Annotated in this window: 16 protein-coding genes and 1 pseudogene; 7 read left to right on the top strand and 10 right to left on the bottom strand. The window is 66.8% G+C overall.

Annotation, left to right across the window (positions count from 1 at the left end):
- Positions 1-25: 25 nt before the first annotated feature.
- Complete coding sequence (locus G3N96_RS11080) at positions 26-1048, bottom strand: LacI family DNA-binding transcriptional regulator (RefSeq protein ID WP_089442041.1); 1023 nt, start codon at positions 1046-1048, stop codon at positions 26-28.
- Positions 1049-1054: 6 nt separating this feature from the next.
- On the opposite strand from G3N96_RS11080, the gene G3N96_RS11075 reads away from it, so the two are divergent.
- Positions 1055-1975 (top strand): phosphatidylinositol-specific phospholipase C, encoded by a 921-nt coding sequence (locus G3N96_RS11075; RefSeq protein ID WP_206137232.1) that lies wholly within the window; start codon positions 1055-1057, stop codon positions 1973-1975.
- Here the strand turns inward: G3N96_RS11075 and G3N96_RS11070 are convergent.
- Both G3N96_RS11070 and G3N96_RS11065 read right to left on the bottom strand, forming a co-directional pair.
- Positions 1972-2928, bottom strand: a complete 957-nt coding sequence (locus G3N96_RS11070; RefSeq protein ID WP_206137231.1) for an alpha/beta fold hydrolase — start codon at positions 2926-2928, stop codon at positions 1972-1974. The two genes, G3N96_RS11075 and G3N96_RS11070, sit on opposite strands and share 4 nt — an antisense overlap.
- 56 nt (positions 2929-2984) lie before the next feature.
- Entirely contained in the window at positions 2985-3596 is a 612-nt protein-coding gene (locus G3N96_RS11065; RefSeq protein WP_206137230.1) for a LysE family translocator, read from the bottom strand.
- An 88-nt stretch (positions 3597-3684) separates the two neighbouring features.
- Here G3N96_RS11065 and G3N96_RS11060 point away from each other — a divergent pair, with 88 nt between their 5' ends.
- Positions 3685-4212 (top strand): GNAT family N-acetyltransferase, encoded by a 528-nt coding sequence (locus tag G3N96_RS11060; protein WP_206137229.1) that lies wholly within the window; start codon positions 3685-3687, stop codon positions 4210-4212.
- Between the two features lie 18 nt (positions 4213-4230).
- On the opposite strand, the gene G3N96_RS11055 is transcribed toward G3N96_RS11060, so the two are convergent.
- The 3 genes from G3N96_RS11055 to G3N96_RS11045 all read right to left on the bottom strand — a co-directional run bounded on the left by G3N96_RS11055 (position 4231) and on the right by G3N96_RS11045 (position 6605).
- A complete protein-coding gene (locus G3N96_RS11055; protein WP_206137228.1) occupies positions 4231-5292 on the bottom strand; it encodes an alkene reductase in 1062 nt (353 codons plus the stop codon).
- A gap of 82 nt (positions 5293-5374) precedes the next feature.
- Entirely contained in the window at positions 5375-5683 is a 309-nt protein-coding gene (locus tag G3N96_RS11050) for a helix-turn-helix transcriptional regulator (protein WP_089427115.1), read from the bottom strand.
- Positions 5684-6008: 325 nt separating this feature from the next.
- The gene (locus G3N96_RS11045) at positions 6009-6605 is read right to left on the bottom strand and encodes a carboxymuconolactone decarboxylase family protein (RefSeq protein ID WP_206137227.1); all 597 of its coding nucleotides are present in this window, start codon (positions 6603-6605) and stop codon (positions 6009-6011) included.
- Positions 6606-6787: 182 nt separating this feature from the next.
- Here G3N96_RS11045 and G3N96_RS11040 point away from each other — a divergent pair, with 182 nt between their 5' ends.
- Both G3N96_RS11040 and G3N96_RS11035 read left to right on the top strand, forming a co-directional pair.
- Positions 6788-7099 (top strand): winged helix-turn-helix transcriptional regulator, encoded by a 312-nt coding sequence (locus G3N96_RS11040; RefSeq protein WP_241022590.1) that lies wholly within the window; start codon positions 6788-6790, stop codon positions 7097-7099.
- A gap of 85 nt (positions 7100-7184) precedes the next feature.
- Complete coding sequence (locus G3N96_RS11035) at positions 7185-7865, top strand: HAD-IA family hydrolase (protein WP_206137226.1); 681 nt, start codon at positions 7185-7187, stop codon at positions 7863-7865.
- A gap of 266 nt (positions 7866-8131) precedes the next feature.
- On the opposite strand, the gene G3N96_RS11030 is transcribed toward G3N96_RS11035, so the two are convergent.
- Complete coding sequence (locus G3N96_RS11030) at positions 8132-8431, bottom strand: hypothetical protein (RefSeq protein WP_241022589.1); 300 nt, start codon at positions 8429-8431, stop codon at positions 8132-8134.
- A gap of 384 nt (positions 8432-8815) precedes the next feature.
- Between G3N96_RS11030 and G3N96_RS11025 the strand changes: the two genes are divergently transcribed.
- Together G3N96_RS11025 and G3N96_RS11020 are read left to right on the top strand one after the other, a co-directional pair.
- Complete coding sequence (locus G3N96_RS11025; protein WP_206137225.1) at positions 8816-9976, top strand: alpha/beta fold hydrolase; 1161 nt, start codon at positions 8816-8818, stop codon at positions 9974-9976.
- Positions 9977-10104: 128 nt separating this feature from the next.
- Positions 10105-11070, top strand: a pseudogene (locus G3N96_RS11020) (D-2-hydroxyacid dehydrogenase family protein); the annotation flags it as partial.
- 277 nt (positions 11071-11347) lie between these two features.
- Here G3N96_RS11020 and G3N96_RS11015 read toward each other — a convergent pair.
- From G3N96_RS11015 to G3N96_RS11005, 3 genes are all read right to left on the bottom strand, one after another.
- The gene (locus G3N96_RS11015) at positions 11348-12487 is read right to left on the bottom strand and encodes a patatin-like phospholipase family protein (RefSeq protein WP_206137223.1); all 1140 of its coding nucleotides are present in this window, start codon (positions 12485-12487) and stop codon (positions 11348-11350) included.
- A gap of 157 nt (positions 12488-12644) precedes the next feature.
- Positions 12645-12977, bottom strand: coding sequence for a cupredoxin family copper-binding protein (locus tag G3N96_RS11010; protein ID WP_206137222.1), 333 nt, complete (start codon positions 12975-12977; stop codon positions 12645-12647).
- A 25-nt stretch (positions 12978-13002) separates the two neighbouring features.
- On the bottom strand, positions 13003-13944 hold the full coding sequence (locus G3N96_RS11005) for a metallophosphoesterase (RefSeq protein WP_206137221.1): 942 nt from the start codon (positions 13942-13944) through the stop codon (positions 13003-13005).
- Positions 13945-14199: 255 nt separating this feature from the next.
- Here G3N96_RS11005 and G3N96_RS11000 point away from each other — a divergent pair, with 255 nt between their 5' ends.
- Positions 14200-15789 carry an inorganic phosphate transporter gene (locus G3N96_RS11000; RefSeq protein WP_206137220.1) on the top strand — a complete coding sequence of 530 codons (1590 nt, stop codon included), beginning with the start codon at positions 14200-14202 and terminating at the stop codon, positions 15787-15789.
- Positions 15790-15864: the final 75 nt, after the last annotated feature.

Here is a 15864-nt window from a genome sequence, read left to right as displayed (position 1 = left end):
CGTCGCCGCGCCCGATTCTCCCTGGTTATGCGCAGCTGGCCCGCACCACCTGCGTGACCGGCACGATGCGCGTGCGCGACGGGCCGTCGAACGCCTGCATCCGGTCGGCGAGCAGGTCGACCGCCGCTTGCGCGAGGCCGCGCGTGTCCTGTCGCAGCGTCGTGAGCCGGTACGCATCGTAATCGGCGGCCGGGATGTCGTCGAAACCGATCACGCGCACATCGTCCGGCACGCGCAACCCGAATTCGCTGCGCGCGACGTCGATCACGCCGAGCGCGAGCAGGTCGGACGAGCAGAACACGCCATCGGGCCGCTTGCCGTTCGCGAACAGTTGCCGCGCCGCGTCGACGCCGCTTGCATGCGTGTCGGACGGCGTGTCGAGCACGTGCGCGAGTGTCGCGTCGAACGCGTCGCCGCGCCCGATCGCCTGCTCGAACGCGGTGGCACGCGATTGCGCGCTGTAGCTCGCGCCGCGCGGCCCGACGAACGCGAGCCGGCGCGCGCCGGCCCGCACGAGCCGCTGCGCCGCATGGACGGCGCCCGCCGCGTTGTCGCTGACGACGATGTCCGCGCCCGGCAGGTTCGCCTCGCGGTTGATCATCACGACCGGGATCCGGTGTTCGAGATACTGCTGCGCGACCGACAGCGGCGGCGACGCGGACGTCATCACGAGGCCCGCGATCCGGTAGCTGAGCAACTGTTCGAGCGATTGCCGGACCTGGCGCGGATCTTCCGCATTGGTCACGAGCGGCGTGAGCGCGCGCTGCCCGAGCGCGGCCATCAGGTCCGACAGCAGCCGTGCGCGGAACGGATTCTCGAACCCGGCCGTCACGACGCCGATCATGCTGCTGCGCTGCGTGATCATGTCGCGGGCGATCAGGTTGACCTGGTAGCCGAGCGCGCGCGCGGCGACCATCACGCGCTCACGCGTCTGCGGCGCGATGCTCGCCGTCGGCGAGAATGCACGCGACACCGCGGAGCGCGACACGCCGGCGCGCGCCGCGACATCCGATGCCGTGACCCACGGCTTTCTTTCCTTGTCATTCATCGATTCATGATCCCTTCGAGCCACGATACGTGCATGCCGCCCGCCGACTGGATGTCGGCGCTCGACGATGCGCGGCTGCTGCATACGCTGACCCTACCGGGCAGCCATGACACCTGTGCGTATACCGTCGACGATCGGCTCGTGCGCACCCAGCGCGCGCCGCTCGAAGCCCAGCTCGCGCATGGCGTGCGGCTGCTCGACATCCGCTGCCGGCACGTGCGTGATGCATTCGACATCCATCACGGCGGCATCGCGCTCGGCATGACGTTCGACGACGTGCTGGCCACCTGTGCGCGTTTTCTCGACGCGCATCCGCGCGAATGCCTCGTGATGTCGGTGAAGGACGAATGGCCGGCCCACGCGTGCACGCGCAGTTTCGATGCGACGTTCGACGCGCATCGCGCGCGGCATCCGCGGCTGCGCTGGCATGCCGGCGGCGCGCTGCCCGCGCTCGGCGACGTGCGCGGCGCGATCGTGCTGCTGCGGCGCTTTCGCAGCAGCCGGCCGCTCGGCATCGATTTGACCGCGTGGCCCGACAATGCGACGTTCACGATCGACCACCCCGACGGCGCATTCGTGATCCAGGACGAATATCGCGTGCCGGTGGCCGCGTCGATCGGCTGGAAGTGGCGGGCAATCGACGCGCTGCTGACGGATTTGCCGTCGCCGGACAGCGGCCGCTGGGCGATCAACTTCTGCAGCGGGACGGGAATGGGCGCGAATCCGTCGGTGGTCGCGCACGGCGACGGCAGGGTGCGGGGCATTCATGCGCGGCTGACTGAACGACTGCATGAGCAGCCCGGCCCGTATGGCGCGATGCTGCTCGACTTCTGCGATGACGACGACTGGGCGCTGGTGCGCGCGCTGATCGCGTGCGACGGCCATGTGCCGGCGCCGGGCGTCTGGCGCAAGACGTTTCGCTGTTAGCGCAGATTGGCGCTGAAGAACGCGAGCGCCTTTGCATCGAGCGTTTCGTGGAAGGCCGCGCGATCGAATCCTTTCGCATCGGTACAGACTTCGGGCGAGACCTGCGCCAGCTGTTCGGGGCACGGCGCGAGAAACGCGAAATGCGCGGAATTCGGCACGACGTGGAATTCCGGTCGTTGCGGCAGCATGCCGGCCAGCGCGGGGACCGTTTCCGGCTCCACGCCGTCGCCGCCCGCTTCGGACCCCCACAGCTGGATCGGCGCGTGCACGTTCTTCAGCGTATCGGCGCTCGGGAATTCGTTCATCGGATCGGCGATCACGTAGGCCTTGATCCGCGGATCGTGCGTCAACGGCTGGCGCGGCACGTCGTGGTCGCGGATCTGCTTGCAGATCAGCCAGGTCGGGTCCGGGCAGGCCACGTGCGCGTGGACGAAATCCGGATTGGCGCCGGCCAGCACGAGGCCCGTATAGCCGCCGCGCGAAAAGCCGAAGAAGCCGATCCGCGTCGGATCGATGTGCGTGGCGTCGGGCCCGTTGGCCAGCATGTAGTCGACCAGGCGCTTGATGTCGTCCGGCCGCTCGACCAGTTCCCGCAGGTCGGCCGCGCGGCTCATGTCGCTATGCGTGTCGCCGGGATGGTTGATCGCCGCGACGACGTAGCCCGCGTCGGCGAGCGTTTCGGCGAGGTCGTGATGCCCGAAGTAGGTGCCGGCGTGGCCGTGCGAAATCACGACGAGCGGCAGCTTGTCGCCGACGGTCGGGCAGTTGCGTTGTCCTTTCAGCAGGAACGGGCCGATCGTGAGCGACTGCGCGGGGGTTGTGCAGGGCGTCCAGATGACCGCGCGCAACTCGGGGCCGGCCGCGTCGGCCGGGATGGTGACGAACTTGATGCCGGCCGCGTGCGCGAGCGTGGCGGACAGGCAGAGCAGGGCAGCCGAAAGCCAGGTTTTCATGTCGATTCCCCGGGCAGTGGAGGGGCCGCGGCGCGACGGGCGCCGGACAATGCCGCTCAGCGCGTCGCGATCGCCACCGCCGCACCGGCCATCGCGGTCGCGCTCGTGCGGTTGGCGAACCGCTTCGCGCGTGCCGACGTCAGGAACGCCCGTGCGCGTGACGCGAGCAGCGACCAGAAGCAGTCGGCGAGGATCAGGACGGCGAGCATCGTGCCGACCAGCTCGGCCCACGCGGTCACGCCGACGTGCGTGAGATCGACGATGGTCGGCAGCAGCGCGAGATAGAACACCATGATCTTCGGATTACCGAGCGTAACCAGCATCCCCGCGACGAACATGCGCCACGGCGACTGGCCGCGCGGCAGGTCGTCGGCGCCGGTTTCCGTCGGCGCGGTCCACATCTTCCAGGCAAGGAACAGCAGGTATGCGACGCCGAGCAGCTTCAGCACGATCAGCCCGGCCGCGAACGTGCGCGCGAACGCGGACAGCCCGGCGACCGCAAGCGTGAGCCACAGCGCTTCGCCGAGCCACATGGCCGCGAGGAACGGCAGCACGTCCCGCACGCCGTTCGTCAGCACGCGCGCGACCAGCGCGGCGACGCTCGGGCCGGGCGTGCCGGCGGTGACGAGCAGGGTGACGGCGAAGACGGCGAGCGCGGACAACGTCATGACGAACCTCGTGGGTGGGGGCCTTCGAAACGTATGAGGTTTCGATTATAGTGACGGCCGTTCCAGACTGCCTGCCTGAATTGCCGTGATGACTGCATCGATCCTGATCCGTCCCGCCACGCGGGAAGACGCGGCCGCGATGGCCGCCGTCGAAGTCGCCGCCGCGCAGCGGTTCCGCGCAATCGGCATGACCCACATCGCCGACGCCGAGCCGACCGATGCGGCGGCCGTGCGCGTGCGCATCGACGACGGTCGCGCGTATGTCGCGGTCGATCCCGAGGGCACGTGCGTCGGGTTTGCGTTCTACCGGCGGATCGATGGGCAGCGGCTCTATCTGGAAGAACTGGATGTCGCGCCGTCGCATGCCGGACAGCGGATCGGCGCGCGCCTGATCGAACAAGTGATGGCGCGGGCGGCGCAGGAAGGGATCGCGGAGGTCGTGCTGTCGACGTTTCGCGAGGCGCCGTGGAATGCGCCGTATTACGCGCGCCTGGGGTTCAGCATCGTCGCCGACGCTGCGCTCGACGACACGCTCCGTGCGATCCGCGCGCACCACGTGTCGCTCGGGCTCGACGAGACACAGCGCGTGTTCATGCGTGCGGACGTGCGCCGCTGAACACGCGCTGCCGGGCCGTCAGGCCGCGTTGCTCAGCGCCGGGTAATCGGTATAACCCGTTTCGCCTTCCGCGTAGAACGTTTCCGGCACCGGCTTGTTGAGCGGCGCACCGAGTTCGAGGCGGCGCGGCAGGTCGGGGTTCGCGATGAACAGCTTGCCCCATGCGATCGCGTCGGCGCTGCCGCTTGCGAGCGTGGCCTGTGCGGTGTCGAGCGTGAACTGCTCGTTCGCGATCAGCGGGCCGCCGAACGCTTCCTTCAGGCGCGGGCTCAAGTGGTCGCCCGAATACGACTCCCGCGTGAAGAGGAACGCGATCTTGCGACGGCCGAGTTCGCGCGCCACATAACCGAACGTTGCCGCCGGATCGGAATCGCCCATCGTGTGCGCGTCGCCGCGCGGGGCAAGGTGCACGCCGACGCGGCCGGCGCCCCACACGTCGATCGCCGCATCGACCACTTCGAGCAGCAGGCGTGCGCGGTTCTCGATCGGGCCGCCGTACGCATCGGTGCGGTGGTTGGTGCTGTCCTGCAGGAACTGGTCGAGCAGGTAGCCGTTCGCGCCGTGGATCTCGACGCCGTCGAAGCCGGCCGCTTTCGCGTTCTCCGCCCCCTTGCGGTACGCGGCGACGATGCCCGGGATTTCGTCGAGCTCGAGTGCGCGCGGCGTCACGTACGGGCGCTGCGGACGCACGAGGCTCACGTGGCCGCCCGCGGCGATCGCGCTCGGCGCGACCGGCAGGTCGCCGTTCAGGAACACCGGGTCGGAGATCCGGCCGACGTGCCAGAGTTGCAGCACGATGCGCCCACCGGCCGTATGCACGGCCTGCGTCACCTGTTTCCAGCCCTCGACCTGCTCGTCGGACCAGATGCCGGGGGTATCCGCGTAGCCGACGCCCTGCGGCGTGACCGACGTGGCCTCGGTAATGATCAGGCCGGCCGTTGCGCGCTCGGCGTAGTAGCGGGCCATCAGTGCGTTCGGCACGCGCGTCGCGCCCGCACGGGAGCGGGTGAGCGGCGCCATCACGATGCGGTTCGGCAGGGTCAGGTCGCCGAGGGTGACGGGATCGAACAGGGTGGGCATGGCAAATAACCTCTTCACGAAAGGCGGGAAACCGTCGCGTCATGGGCGACAGCGCTCCGCATGGCCGGTTCGGCCGTGTTGACTAGAGTTCGCGGCGCAGGGCGTCGTGAAATGCGTCGATGACGGCCTCGTTGCGCTGAAAGAACGCCCACTGGCCGATCCGTGTCGACGTCACGAGCCCCGCGCGCTGGAGCGTCGCGAGGTGCGCGGAGACGGTCGACTGCGACAGCCCGCAGCGCGCGTCGATCTGGCCCGCACAGACGCCGTGTTCGTACGGCAGCGTCTGGTTCGGGAAATGCTCGCCCGGCGTTTTTAGCCAGAGGAGGATTTCCCGGCGCACGGGGTTCGAGAGCGCTTTCAGGATGGCTTCGATGTCGAGTTCGGTCGGCATGGATCGGGCGGGCGTTTCAGTCAGGCAAACAGGTATCGTCGATGGGCGAATCATATATCGGAACTTGACGATATGTTTGAAAGCATTGCTGTCAATGGGGTTGATAGTGAAACGCGATAACGGGGATGGATCGGGGTGACGCTCGAGGGCGTGCGCGGCGGGTCGCTCCGCGATGGCGCGATCCGGCCCTCAGTCGGGCAGTCCGGCGAACGTGTACCGCCCCTGCGTCGCATCGACATGCGCGACCGCATCCGGCACGCGTGTCACGGGCGGAAAGCCATCCACCTGCTGGACCATCGCCTTGTATTCATCTCCATGCCAGAAATCACGGTCGATCCTCCGTCGGCAAATCAGGGGAATGAACCGCACATGCCGACGTACGAGACGGAAACCGTGCCGCATGCGCTTCAAGCGGCAGGCGCAGTGCAGTCGCGAGATAACTGACCGTCCGATAGAAGCCCGCGAGCATCAGCAGCTCGAGCCGTGCCTCGTCACTGAAATGCCGGCACAGCGCGTGCCACAGGTCATCGTCGATATCGCAGTGCCGATCCAGCGCATCGCACATCCGGATCAGCACCCGGTCGTCATCGTCCCAGCATGCATCGTCGGCGGAGCCGAGCGCCAACGACCGGATCTGTTCGCTGGTCAGCTTCGCCGTCCGGGCGAACACGGCGACATGCACGCCCCATTCGTATTCGCACCCGCAAAGCGCGGTAGTGCGGTCGATGACGATCTCGCGTTGCCGGATGTCGAGATGGCCCTTGTCCAGCAGGCCGGCGGCGAAGAATTTCGTGAACAGGCGCGGATCGCGGGCGAGCGTGGTGAAGAGTCGCAACGGTGGACGGCCCTGCATGATCCGGTCGATCGACGCTGCGATGCCGGGTTCGAACGGCGGTGATGCGGATGCAATACGCTGAGTCATGTGAGCCCCTTGCCTGAGACGATGCATGCGTGGAAGCGTAGGCGTCGTGCTTTAAAAAGTAAAGCAAAGGCGAGGCGTGATTCAAGCAATTGACTCCGCGTGGCTATTGCTTTAAAAAGTACAGCATGACCACACCAAAAATCGGACAGCGCGTTCGCGGATCGAAGACAGGACGACCCATCATGGTCGTGCTGGATCTGCTCGGGCGGCGCACCACGCTGCGCATCCTGTGGGAACTGCGCGGCGAGCCGCTCACATTCCGGGCACTGCAGGAAGCCTGCGAAACGAATGCGCGCCTGCTCAATACGCGGCTGGCCGAGCTCAAGGCGTCGGGCCTCGTCGAGCACGGCGAGGGCGGCTATTGCATGACGGCCGAAGGCCGGCGGCTCGAGGCGTCGCTGCAACCGTTGCTGGGGTGGGCAAAACAATGGGCGAAGCGCGACCCGGACGGGTTCGACGCGGCCGATCGCGAGCAATCCGGTCAGGAACGCTGATCGATCGACACGCGGGTAGGTATCGCAACGTCATGCCGGTTGGCGCATCGCGCGCGCAAGCCGATTTCTTTCGGAGAATCCTTTCATGCCGGTTCGGGCCGTCATCTTCGATTTCGATCTGACGCTGGCGGATTCGTCCGCCGCAATCATCGAATGCACCGAATACGCGCTGCATCAACTGGATGCCGCCGGCGCGACGCCGGCGCAGATCGGTGCGGTGATCGGGCTGCCGCTGCACGAGATGTTTCGCTCGCTGACGGGCGAAACCGAGCCGGCGCGGGCCGACGCGTTTGCGCGCCACTTCGTGGCACGCGCCGACGAGATCATGGTGCACGGCACGCGCCTCTATCCCGAGGTGCCGTCGCTGCTTGCGCGTCTGCGCGAGCAGGGTCTCGCGATTGCGATCGTGTCGTCGAAGTTCCGCTACCGGATCGAGGCGATTCTTGCGCTGAACGAACTGCAGTCGCGCGTCGACGTGCTGATCGGCGGGGAGGACGTGCAGCGTCACAAGCCCGATCCCGAAGGGCTCGTGCTGGCGCTGGCGCGGCTGGGCGTGCCGGCCCGTTCGGCGATCTACGTGGGTGACCACGCGGTGGATGCGCAGGCGGCCGAGCGTGCCGGCGTGGCGTTCGTCGGCGCGGTGAGCGGGATGACGTCGTTCGATGGATGGGCACGCGCGGGCAAGCAGGCGGTGGTCACGCATCTCGGCGAACTGGACGCGATCGTGCAACGGATGCAGCGCGATCCGTCCGAAGCGTCGGGCTGACGCGGCCCGGCCCGACGATCGTCGGGATATCGATGATCCTGACGATCCGCTTCCAGGTCAGTGCGATCGACCCGCTGGCGGCTGGCGGGGAGGGTGACGGATGCCGGGAATCGGTGTCCGCGACATGGCGATTTCGCGGAATTCATCCCGGCATCCCGGGTTCGTCAAACTGACGAACCCATGGCGGCCGCATTTCGCTCGGGATTCATGAAATGGTGTTTTCATGAAATCCCGGTTTTCAGCGTAAATGCAGATTCGATCGAATATCAGCTGATCGTGCCGACAACGATGAAGCTGAAATTCCGGTCGCTGTATTTACCATACGAGTCGCCGGTTTGAATCGTGGCGCCGCTACCGGAAAGCGCCGGAAAAATCACGTTGTCCAGCGTGTTCTGCCCGCCGCCGTACCCCCATTGCGACCCGGTAATGGCCGGCGTCTTGGTGAAGGTGGTGCTGAACGAGAGTTGATACGTACCCGTGCTTTCGCGTTTCACGGTGAATCCGCCCGAGCCGTCGACAACCGTACCGTTGCTCTGGACGCTACCCCATAGTGTGACTTGAGCCATGATCGCTTCTCCTTATCTATTGTTGAAACAATATCGATAATTGAAACGGGATGCCGATTCGGCGTCGCATTAATCATCTGGATCGGCGGTTGTATTGTATGTGATGGATTTTTAAATTTCGATCCGGGGTAAATAATTTATTCTGATTTTTATTTTAAATATGCCGAATTTGTAATTGAAAGAGCGCACTGTTGCGTAACGTTGGTATTCGGCCGTTGGCCGGGTATCTGGACGATCGACGCGCGGTGATGCCGGGAATGGGCGGGCGGCGCGAACGCCGCGCAGACCCGGCGGACTGACGCGCTTCCCGCAACCGCCCGGCAGCGCGCGACGGATTCTGCGACCATCGCCGTTAAAGTCATATCCGCCACTCGATCCGTTGCCATGTCACTCATTTCCGTCGCCTCTGTCCGCATCCGGCGCTCACGCGTGTTGCCGGCCACCCGAACCCTGGCGTTCGCGATTTCGCTCGCGGCAGCCATCGGCGTCCTGGGCGGCGCGCATCCAGCCGAAGCCGCCACGCCCACCCAGCGCGAACGTCTCGAAGCACCGGTGAAGGCAGTCGCCGACCAGCGCTTGACCGTCGACACGCCGCAGGGCAGCGCGATGTTGCCCGTCTATGCCGACCATCCCGTCGACAAGGCAGCACCCGACGTCACGCGTGTGTTCATCGTGATTCACGGCACGCTGCGCAACGCCGACGCTTATTACGCATCGGGGCTCAAGGTCGTCGAGCAGGCCGGTGCGGCGGGCCAGGGCACGATGGTCGTCGCGCCGCAATTCCTGACACGCGCCGATACGCGTGCGTTCTCGCTGCCCGCGCCGACGCTGGCCTGGACCCAGGAAGGATGGAAGGGCGGCGAACCGGCCCGCCAGCCCGCCCCGATCAGTTCGTTCACCGCGCTCGACGCATTGCTCGCGCATTTCGCCGACCGCAGCCTGTATCCCGCGTTGTCGACGGTCGTCATGATCGGCCACTCCGCCGGCGCGCAGTTGCTGCAGCGCTATGCGGTGGCCGGGCACGAAGGCGATGCGCTCGCGCAGGCCGGCATTGCGGTGCGGTATGTGGTCGCGAACCCGTCGAGCTACCTGTATTTCGACGACGAGCGGCCGGACGGCCAGGCGATCGCAGGCGGAACCTGTCCGAGCGCGACCGAGTGGAAGTACGGGCTGAAGTCGGCGCCGCCTTATGTCGCGTCGCAGGACGTGCGCGATCTCGAAACACGCTATGTCGCGCGTCACGTCGTGTACCTGCTCGGCCAGGCCGACACGAACCCTTACACCCACTTCATCGACCGTTCATGCGCGGCCATGGCGCAAGGCCCGTACCGGCTCGCGCGCGGGCTCGCGTATTTCGATTACCTGAAGAAACGGCATCCTGGCGATCTCGCGCAACAGGTCGTCGAAGTGCCGGGCGTCGGGCATGACGGCCTCGGCATGTTCACGTCCGCTTGCGGGCTGGCCGTGCTGTTCGGGCAGGCGTTGCCGCCATCGTGTCCGGTCGTTGCCGGCACGGCGCCGGACCTGCGCGCGGCAGGGCAGTGAGCGTGCGTGCGAAGTCCGCGCAGGGCGAACGTCGATCGATCAGAAAAATGCAGGAATCGGCAAGATAAATTCATTTCCCTGCGAAGCGTTCCCGGTTCAGGATGACGGCGTTGTCAGGAGCGCTCGCCATGAACATCACGATCCTAGACGATTATTTCGACACGCTGCGCACGCTGCCGTGCTTTCGCAAGCTCGACGGGCACGCGGTCACGATCTGGAACGATCACGTGCAGGACGTCGACGCGCTGGCCGAGCGCCTGCGCGACACGGACGTGCTGGTGCTGATCCGCGAACGCACGCAGATTCGCGCGCCGCTGATCGCGCGGCTGCCGAAGCTGCGGCTGATCAGCCAGCGCAGCGTCTATCCGCACATCGACATCGACGCATGTACCGCGCACGGCGTGATCGTGTCGTCGAACCAGCATGCGGGCACGCCTTCCCATGCGGCCGCGGAGCTCACGTGGGGTCTCGTGCTCGCCGCGATGCGCCAGATTCCGCAGCAGATGCGCGCGCTGCAGGCCGGTGACTGGCAGATCGGCGTCGGGCGGACGCTGCGCGGGCGCACGCTGGGGATTTACGGCTATGGCCGGATCGGTGCGGAGGTTGCCCGGTACGGCGCCGCGTTCGGGATGAACGTGCTGGTCTGGGCGCGCGAAACGTCGCTGCAGCGTGCGCGCGACGACGGGTGGAGCACGGCGCCGGACAAGGGCGCCTTCTTCGAAACCTGCGATGTGCTTTCGCTGCATATGCGACTCGTGCCGGCCACGCGCGGCATCGTGACGGCCGAGGATCTGGGCCGGATGAAACCGGGTGCGCTGCTGGTGAACACGAGCCGCGCGGGCCTTGTCGCACCGGGTGCGCTCGAAGCGGCGTTGCAGGCCGGCCGACCCGGGATGGCGGCGGTGGACGTCTACGAGACGGAGCCGTTGCACGACCCGCGGCATCCGCTGCTGCGTTTGCCGAATGTCGTATGCACGCCGCACATCGGCTACGTGACGGAGGACGAATACGAGACGCAGTTCGCGGATGTGTTCGACCAGATCGTGTCGTATGCGGCCGGGCAGCCGATCCACGTGGTCAATCCGGACGTGCTCGAGCGCGAATCGGCGCCGATCGAGTCGCTGATCCTCGACCTGCTCGAATGGATCGGGCCCACCGGGCGGCCCTATGACGAAGTGATCGATGCGTGGCGCACGTCGTGCCCGCGCCTGCCGGTGTGGGAGGAAGCCTGCGCGCGCGGCTACGTGGTCCGGCACCCCGCGCGGGACGGCGTGGCGACGGTCGAGGTGAACGCAGCCGGCCGGGCCCGGCTTCAGGCCGGGCGCGCGTGATCGAACCGAAGCGCTCGGCGCACGATCGCGGCGCCGCGTGTCATGCCGGATCTTCCGTGATCGGCGGCCCGCTGGCGTCGAATACCGTCAGGCCTTCCGTCGGGTCCGTCGGCGTCTCCCACGGACGCGCCGCGATGGCCCGTTGTGCGGCTTCGTAGCCGGCCTGCCGGCGGGCCTCGATGCCGGCCGGCGTGAAATCGATGTCCTTGAACTGATTGTCGTCGGCGAGTCGCGGCGCCGCGAGCTTGATCAGATGCATCGTGGTTTCGCATCCCCACGCGGCGAGCCGGCGCACGGCCGGCGACGCGCGTTCGGCCTCCGGCACGTGCTGGGCCAGCTCGCGGATCACGTGGCGCAGCCGGTGGATCTGCTGCTGGCGCGCGATGTGGCTGTCGGTGCGGCTCGCGTACTGGATGTCCTTCTGCCGCTCCGACACCTGCCAGATGCTCTGGGGCTCGGGGCCGGCCGGGTTCCACATCTGGACCGAGAAGATGATCGAGCTGCGGCGCGGATTGTCGTCGAGCACGACTTCGACCGGCGTGTTCGAATACACGCCACCGTCCCAGTACGGCTCGCCGTCGATCCTGATCGCCGGGAACGCGGGCGGCAGCGCGCCGGAACTCATGATGTGCTCGAGCGACAGTCGCGTATCGCGTGAATCGAAATAGCGCATCGTGCCCGAGCACGCATTGACCGCGCTGACGGTCAGGCGCGGGTGGCCGGCGTTCAGCAGGTCGGGATCGATCAGCGACGCAAGGGTGTCGCGCAGCGGCGCGATCCGGTAATACGACGCGCGATCGACGCCGAGGCGGACCATCGGCCCGAGCCACGAGGCCGGATTGGGCTGGAAGAATCCCGCGATGCCGCCGCCGATGATCATCAGCTCGGCCAGCGTCCGGTTCCAGCCGGGCAGCAGCGGTGCGGTGTCGAAACGGGTCCGTTCGGTCACGCGGCGCCAGAATGCCGACAGCTTCTCGTCACGCTGCGCGGGCGGGTTCCCGGCGATCAGCGCCGCGTTGATCGCGCCGATCGACGTGCCGACCACCCAGTCGGGCCGGATGCCGGCTTCGTCCATCGCCTGAAAGACGCCGAGCTGGAATGCGCCCAGTGCGCCGCCGCCCTGGAGCACGAGCACCACTTGCCCGGGGAGATCCATGCGTGCCGGCTGGCTCGCGGTCATGGCTGGCCTCGCTGCGTGTGAGGGTGGGTCGGGTTCGAACGGATCGATTCAGTTTAGGCGATCGGCGGCGCAGGGCCGCCCGCAGTGCAGCGGGCGGCCGCGTTCGATTCGACGTCAGTCGCTTCCGACCCTCGAGCGCATGTCGTGACGCGCCGCGTCATTCGACCGTGATGGTCTCCTTCATGTACGGGTGAATCCCGCAGAACACCTTGTAGATGCCCGGCTTGTCGAAGCGGAACGAGTAGGTATCGTTCTGGTCGAGTGCGCTCGAGTGAAAGATGCCGGCATCGTTGACGACCGTGTGCGGTTCCCCGTCGAGGTTCTTCCACGTGATCGTCGTGCCGGCCTTGATCGTCGTCGACATCGGCGAAAACATGAAATTGCGGATCGTCACGAGCGTGCCGTCGGGGCCCTGCGCGAACGCGGTGAGCGGGGCGGTGGCGCACAGCAGCAGCGCCGCGATGAGGCTGGATGGCTTGAAACGGGTCATGTCGGTCTCCCTTGGGTTCAATGCGTCAGGCCAGCGTCGCATCGCGCAGCGACGACGCGACCGGATGGCCCGCGAATTCGACGGTCGTCACGCCGAGCATCGACGGCAGCCGGTCGCGCGGCACGGTGAGCGGCACGGGGCCCGGGCCGTTGCCGGCCGTCGGTTGCGGGAATGCGGTGGAGCGCGCGGTGTGGAACGTCACGTTGCCCTCGACCTTCGACACGATCTGGTGGATGTGCCCGTTCAATACGGTGACCGAGCCGAAGCGGCGCAGCAGCGCCATCGTCTGCGGCGCGTCGCCGGTGCCCCAGCCCCACGGCTCGTAGATGGTCCACATCGGCATGTGCGAGAACACGACGATCGGCGTGCTCGACGAGCGGCCCTTGAGATCCTGTGCGAGCCACGCGAGCTGGTCGTCGCCGAAGCTGCCGAGCCCGTTCGGCTTGAAGTGCATCACGTTGACGAGGCCGATGAAGTGCACGCCCGCGTGATCGAAACTGTAATAGCCGCGGTTGTCCGACGCCTTGCCGAACCGGCCGAAATATTCGGCACCCGAACCGTCGGTGACGTCGTGCTCGCCGGGCACCGTATGCAGTTCCGGCACGCGCAGCGCGGCGAGCAGTTGCTTCGCGTGGTCGAACTCCTCGGGCTTGGACAGGTGCGTGATGTCGCCGGTGTGGATGGCCAGCGCGGGCATCGCCGGCATGCCGTTGACGAGGTCGATCGTCTGGTTCAGCGTGGCCGATACGTCGGGGTTCGCGTCCTTGTTGAAGCCGATGTGCGTGTCGCTGATCTGCACGAACAGCGGGCGGCCCGCATTGGCCGGCAGCGCGTCGCCGGTCTGCGCGAGCGCGAGGTCGAACGGTGTCAGGATGCCGCCCGACAGCGTAAACAGCGTGCCGAGGCCGCCGAAGGCCATGCATTGCAGCGCCTTGCGGCGCGACGGGTTGCTGGGGGATGAAGACATGTGAGCCTCGCATTCGTGTGACGAAACCGGACGGCCGGATCGTCCTGGAATAAGCCGGCGCCTTCGCGTGCCATACCGCGGCAGCGGCGAATTTATTCCCGCGAGTGACAAGGTCGAACGCCCGTGTTTGCGGCTTGCGCGGCGATCCGGGATTCCTGTCGGATGACCTGTCAATGTCCTGTAAGTGACACGTCACATTTGCGTCACGACCGATCGATAGCCTGCCACTCCGAGTCACCTCTCCGGAGCCCCTTCATGCCGAATCTCGCGGCAACGGAAACCAGCGGTGCGGTCAGCACCCGCACGCGCACCATCAGCCTCGCGCTGTTTTTTCTGATCATTGCCTGCGGCATCGTCTACGTCGGCATCCACCTGAGCGCCGACCTCAGTCCCGTCAAGGAAAGCTCGGTCCTGCCGTTCCTGCTGCTGATCGTCGCGCTGCTGATCGCGCTCGGCTTCGAATTCGTCAACGGCTTCCACGACACCGCGAACGCGGTCGCGACCGTCATCTATACGCACTCGCTCGACCCGCACCTGGCCGTCGTGTGGTCTGGCCTCTGGAACCTGTTCGGCGTGCTCGTGTCGAGCGGCGCCGTCGCGTTCGGCATCCTGCAGTTGCTGCCGGTCGAGCTGATCCTGCAGGTCGGCAGCGGCTCGGGCTTCGCGATGGTGTTCTCGCTGCTGATCGCGGCCGTCACGTGGAACCTCGCGACCTGGTATTTCGGGTTGCCGTCGTCGAGTTCGCACACGCTCGTCGGCTCGATCATCGGTGTCGGCCTGATGAACCAGATCGTCAGCGGCCCGTCGGGCACGAGCGGCGTCGACTGGAACCAGGCGCTCGGCGTCGGCAAGGCGCTGCTGTTCTCGCCGCTGATCGGCTTCGTGCTGTCCGCGCTCGTGTTGCTGCTGCTGAAGGCGCTCGTGCGCGTGCCGGCGTTGTACCAGGAACCGAAGGGCAACAAGCCGCCGCCGTTCTGGATTCGCCTGCTGCTGATTCTCACCTGCACGGGCGTATCGTTCGCGCACGGCTCGAACGACGGGCAGAAGGGCATGGGGCTGATCATGCTGATCCTGATCGGCGTGATGCCGACCGCGTATGCGTTGAACAAGGCCGTGACGCCGGATCAAACGAGCACGTTCGTCGCGGTGGCGCGCCACGCGTCGACGACGCTCGTCAAATATGCGGACCCGGCTGCCCGGACGGCCGACCCGCGTGCCGATGTCGAGGCCTACGTGCGCACGCACAAGCTGACGCCGGCGACGATTCCCGCACTGGGCAAGCTCACCGACACGATCGCCGACCAGGTCGCGCAGGCCGGCGGCATCTCGAGCGTGCCGCAGAACCTCGTCGACAACGTGCGCAACAACATGTACGTCGCGTCCGAGGCGATCCGGTTGATGGAGAAGGCGAAGGCGCCGGCGTTCTCGGTCGAGGACGCGAGCGCGCTCGAGGCGTTCAAGAAGCAGATGGACCGCGCGACGAAATTCATCCCGACCTGGGTGAAGGTCGCGGTTGCGATCGCGCTCGGCCTCGGCACGATGGTCGGGTGGAAGCGGATCGTCGTGACGGTCGGCGAGAAGATCGGCAAGTCGCACCTGACATACGGGCAGGGCGCATCGGCCGAGGCCGTCGCGATGCTGACGATCGGGATGGCCGACGCGTACGGGCTGCCGGTATCGACGACGCACGTGCTCGCGTCGGGCGTGGCCGGCACGATGACGGCCAGCGGCGCGGGCCTGCGCTGGGATACGGTGCGCAACCTCGTGCTCGCATGGGTGCTGACGTTGCCTGCCTCGATCGCGCTGTCCGCCGCCCTGTACTGGGTGCTGCACGGGCTGTTCTGATCCGCGCCGGGAGGCGCGACGCCCGGCCGCGCGACACGCGGCCGGACCCATCGATTTTCAATTCAACACAAGACG

It is taken from the genome of Burkholderia sp. Se-20373 (assembly GCF_017104705.1).
Classification (GTDB): Bacteria; Pseudomonadota; Gammaproteobacteria; order Burkholderiales; family Burkholderiaceae; genus Burkholderia.
This window is presented reverse-complemented; position numbering and strand designations above follow the sequence as displayed.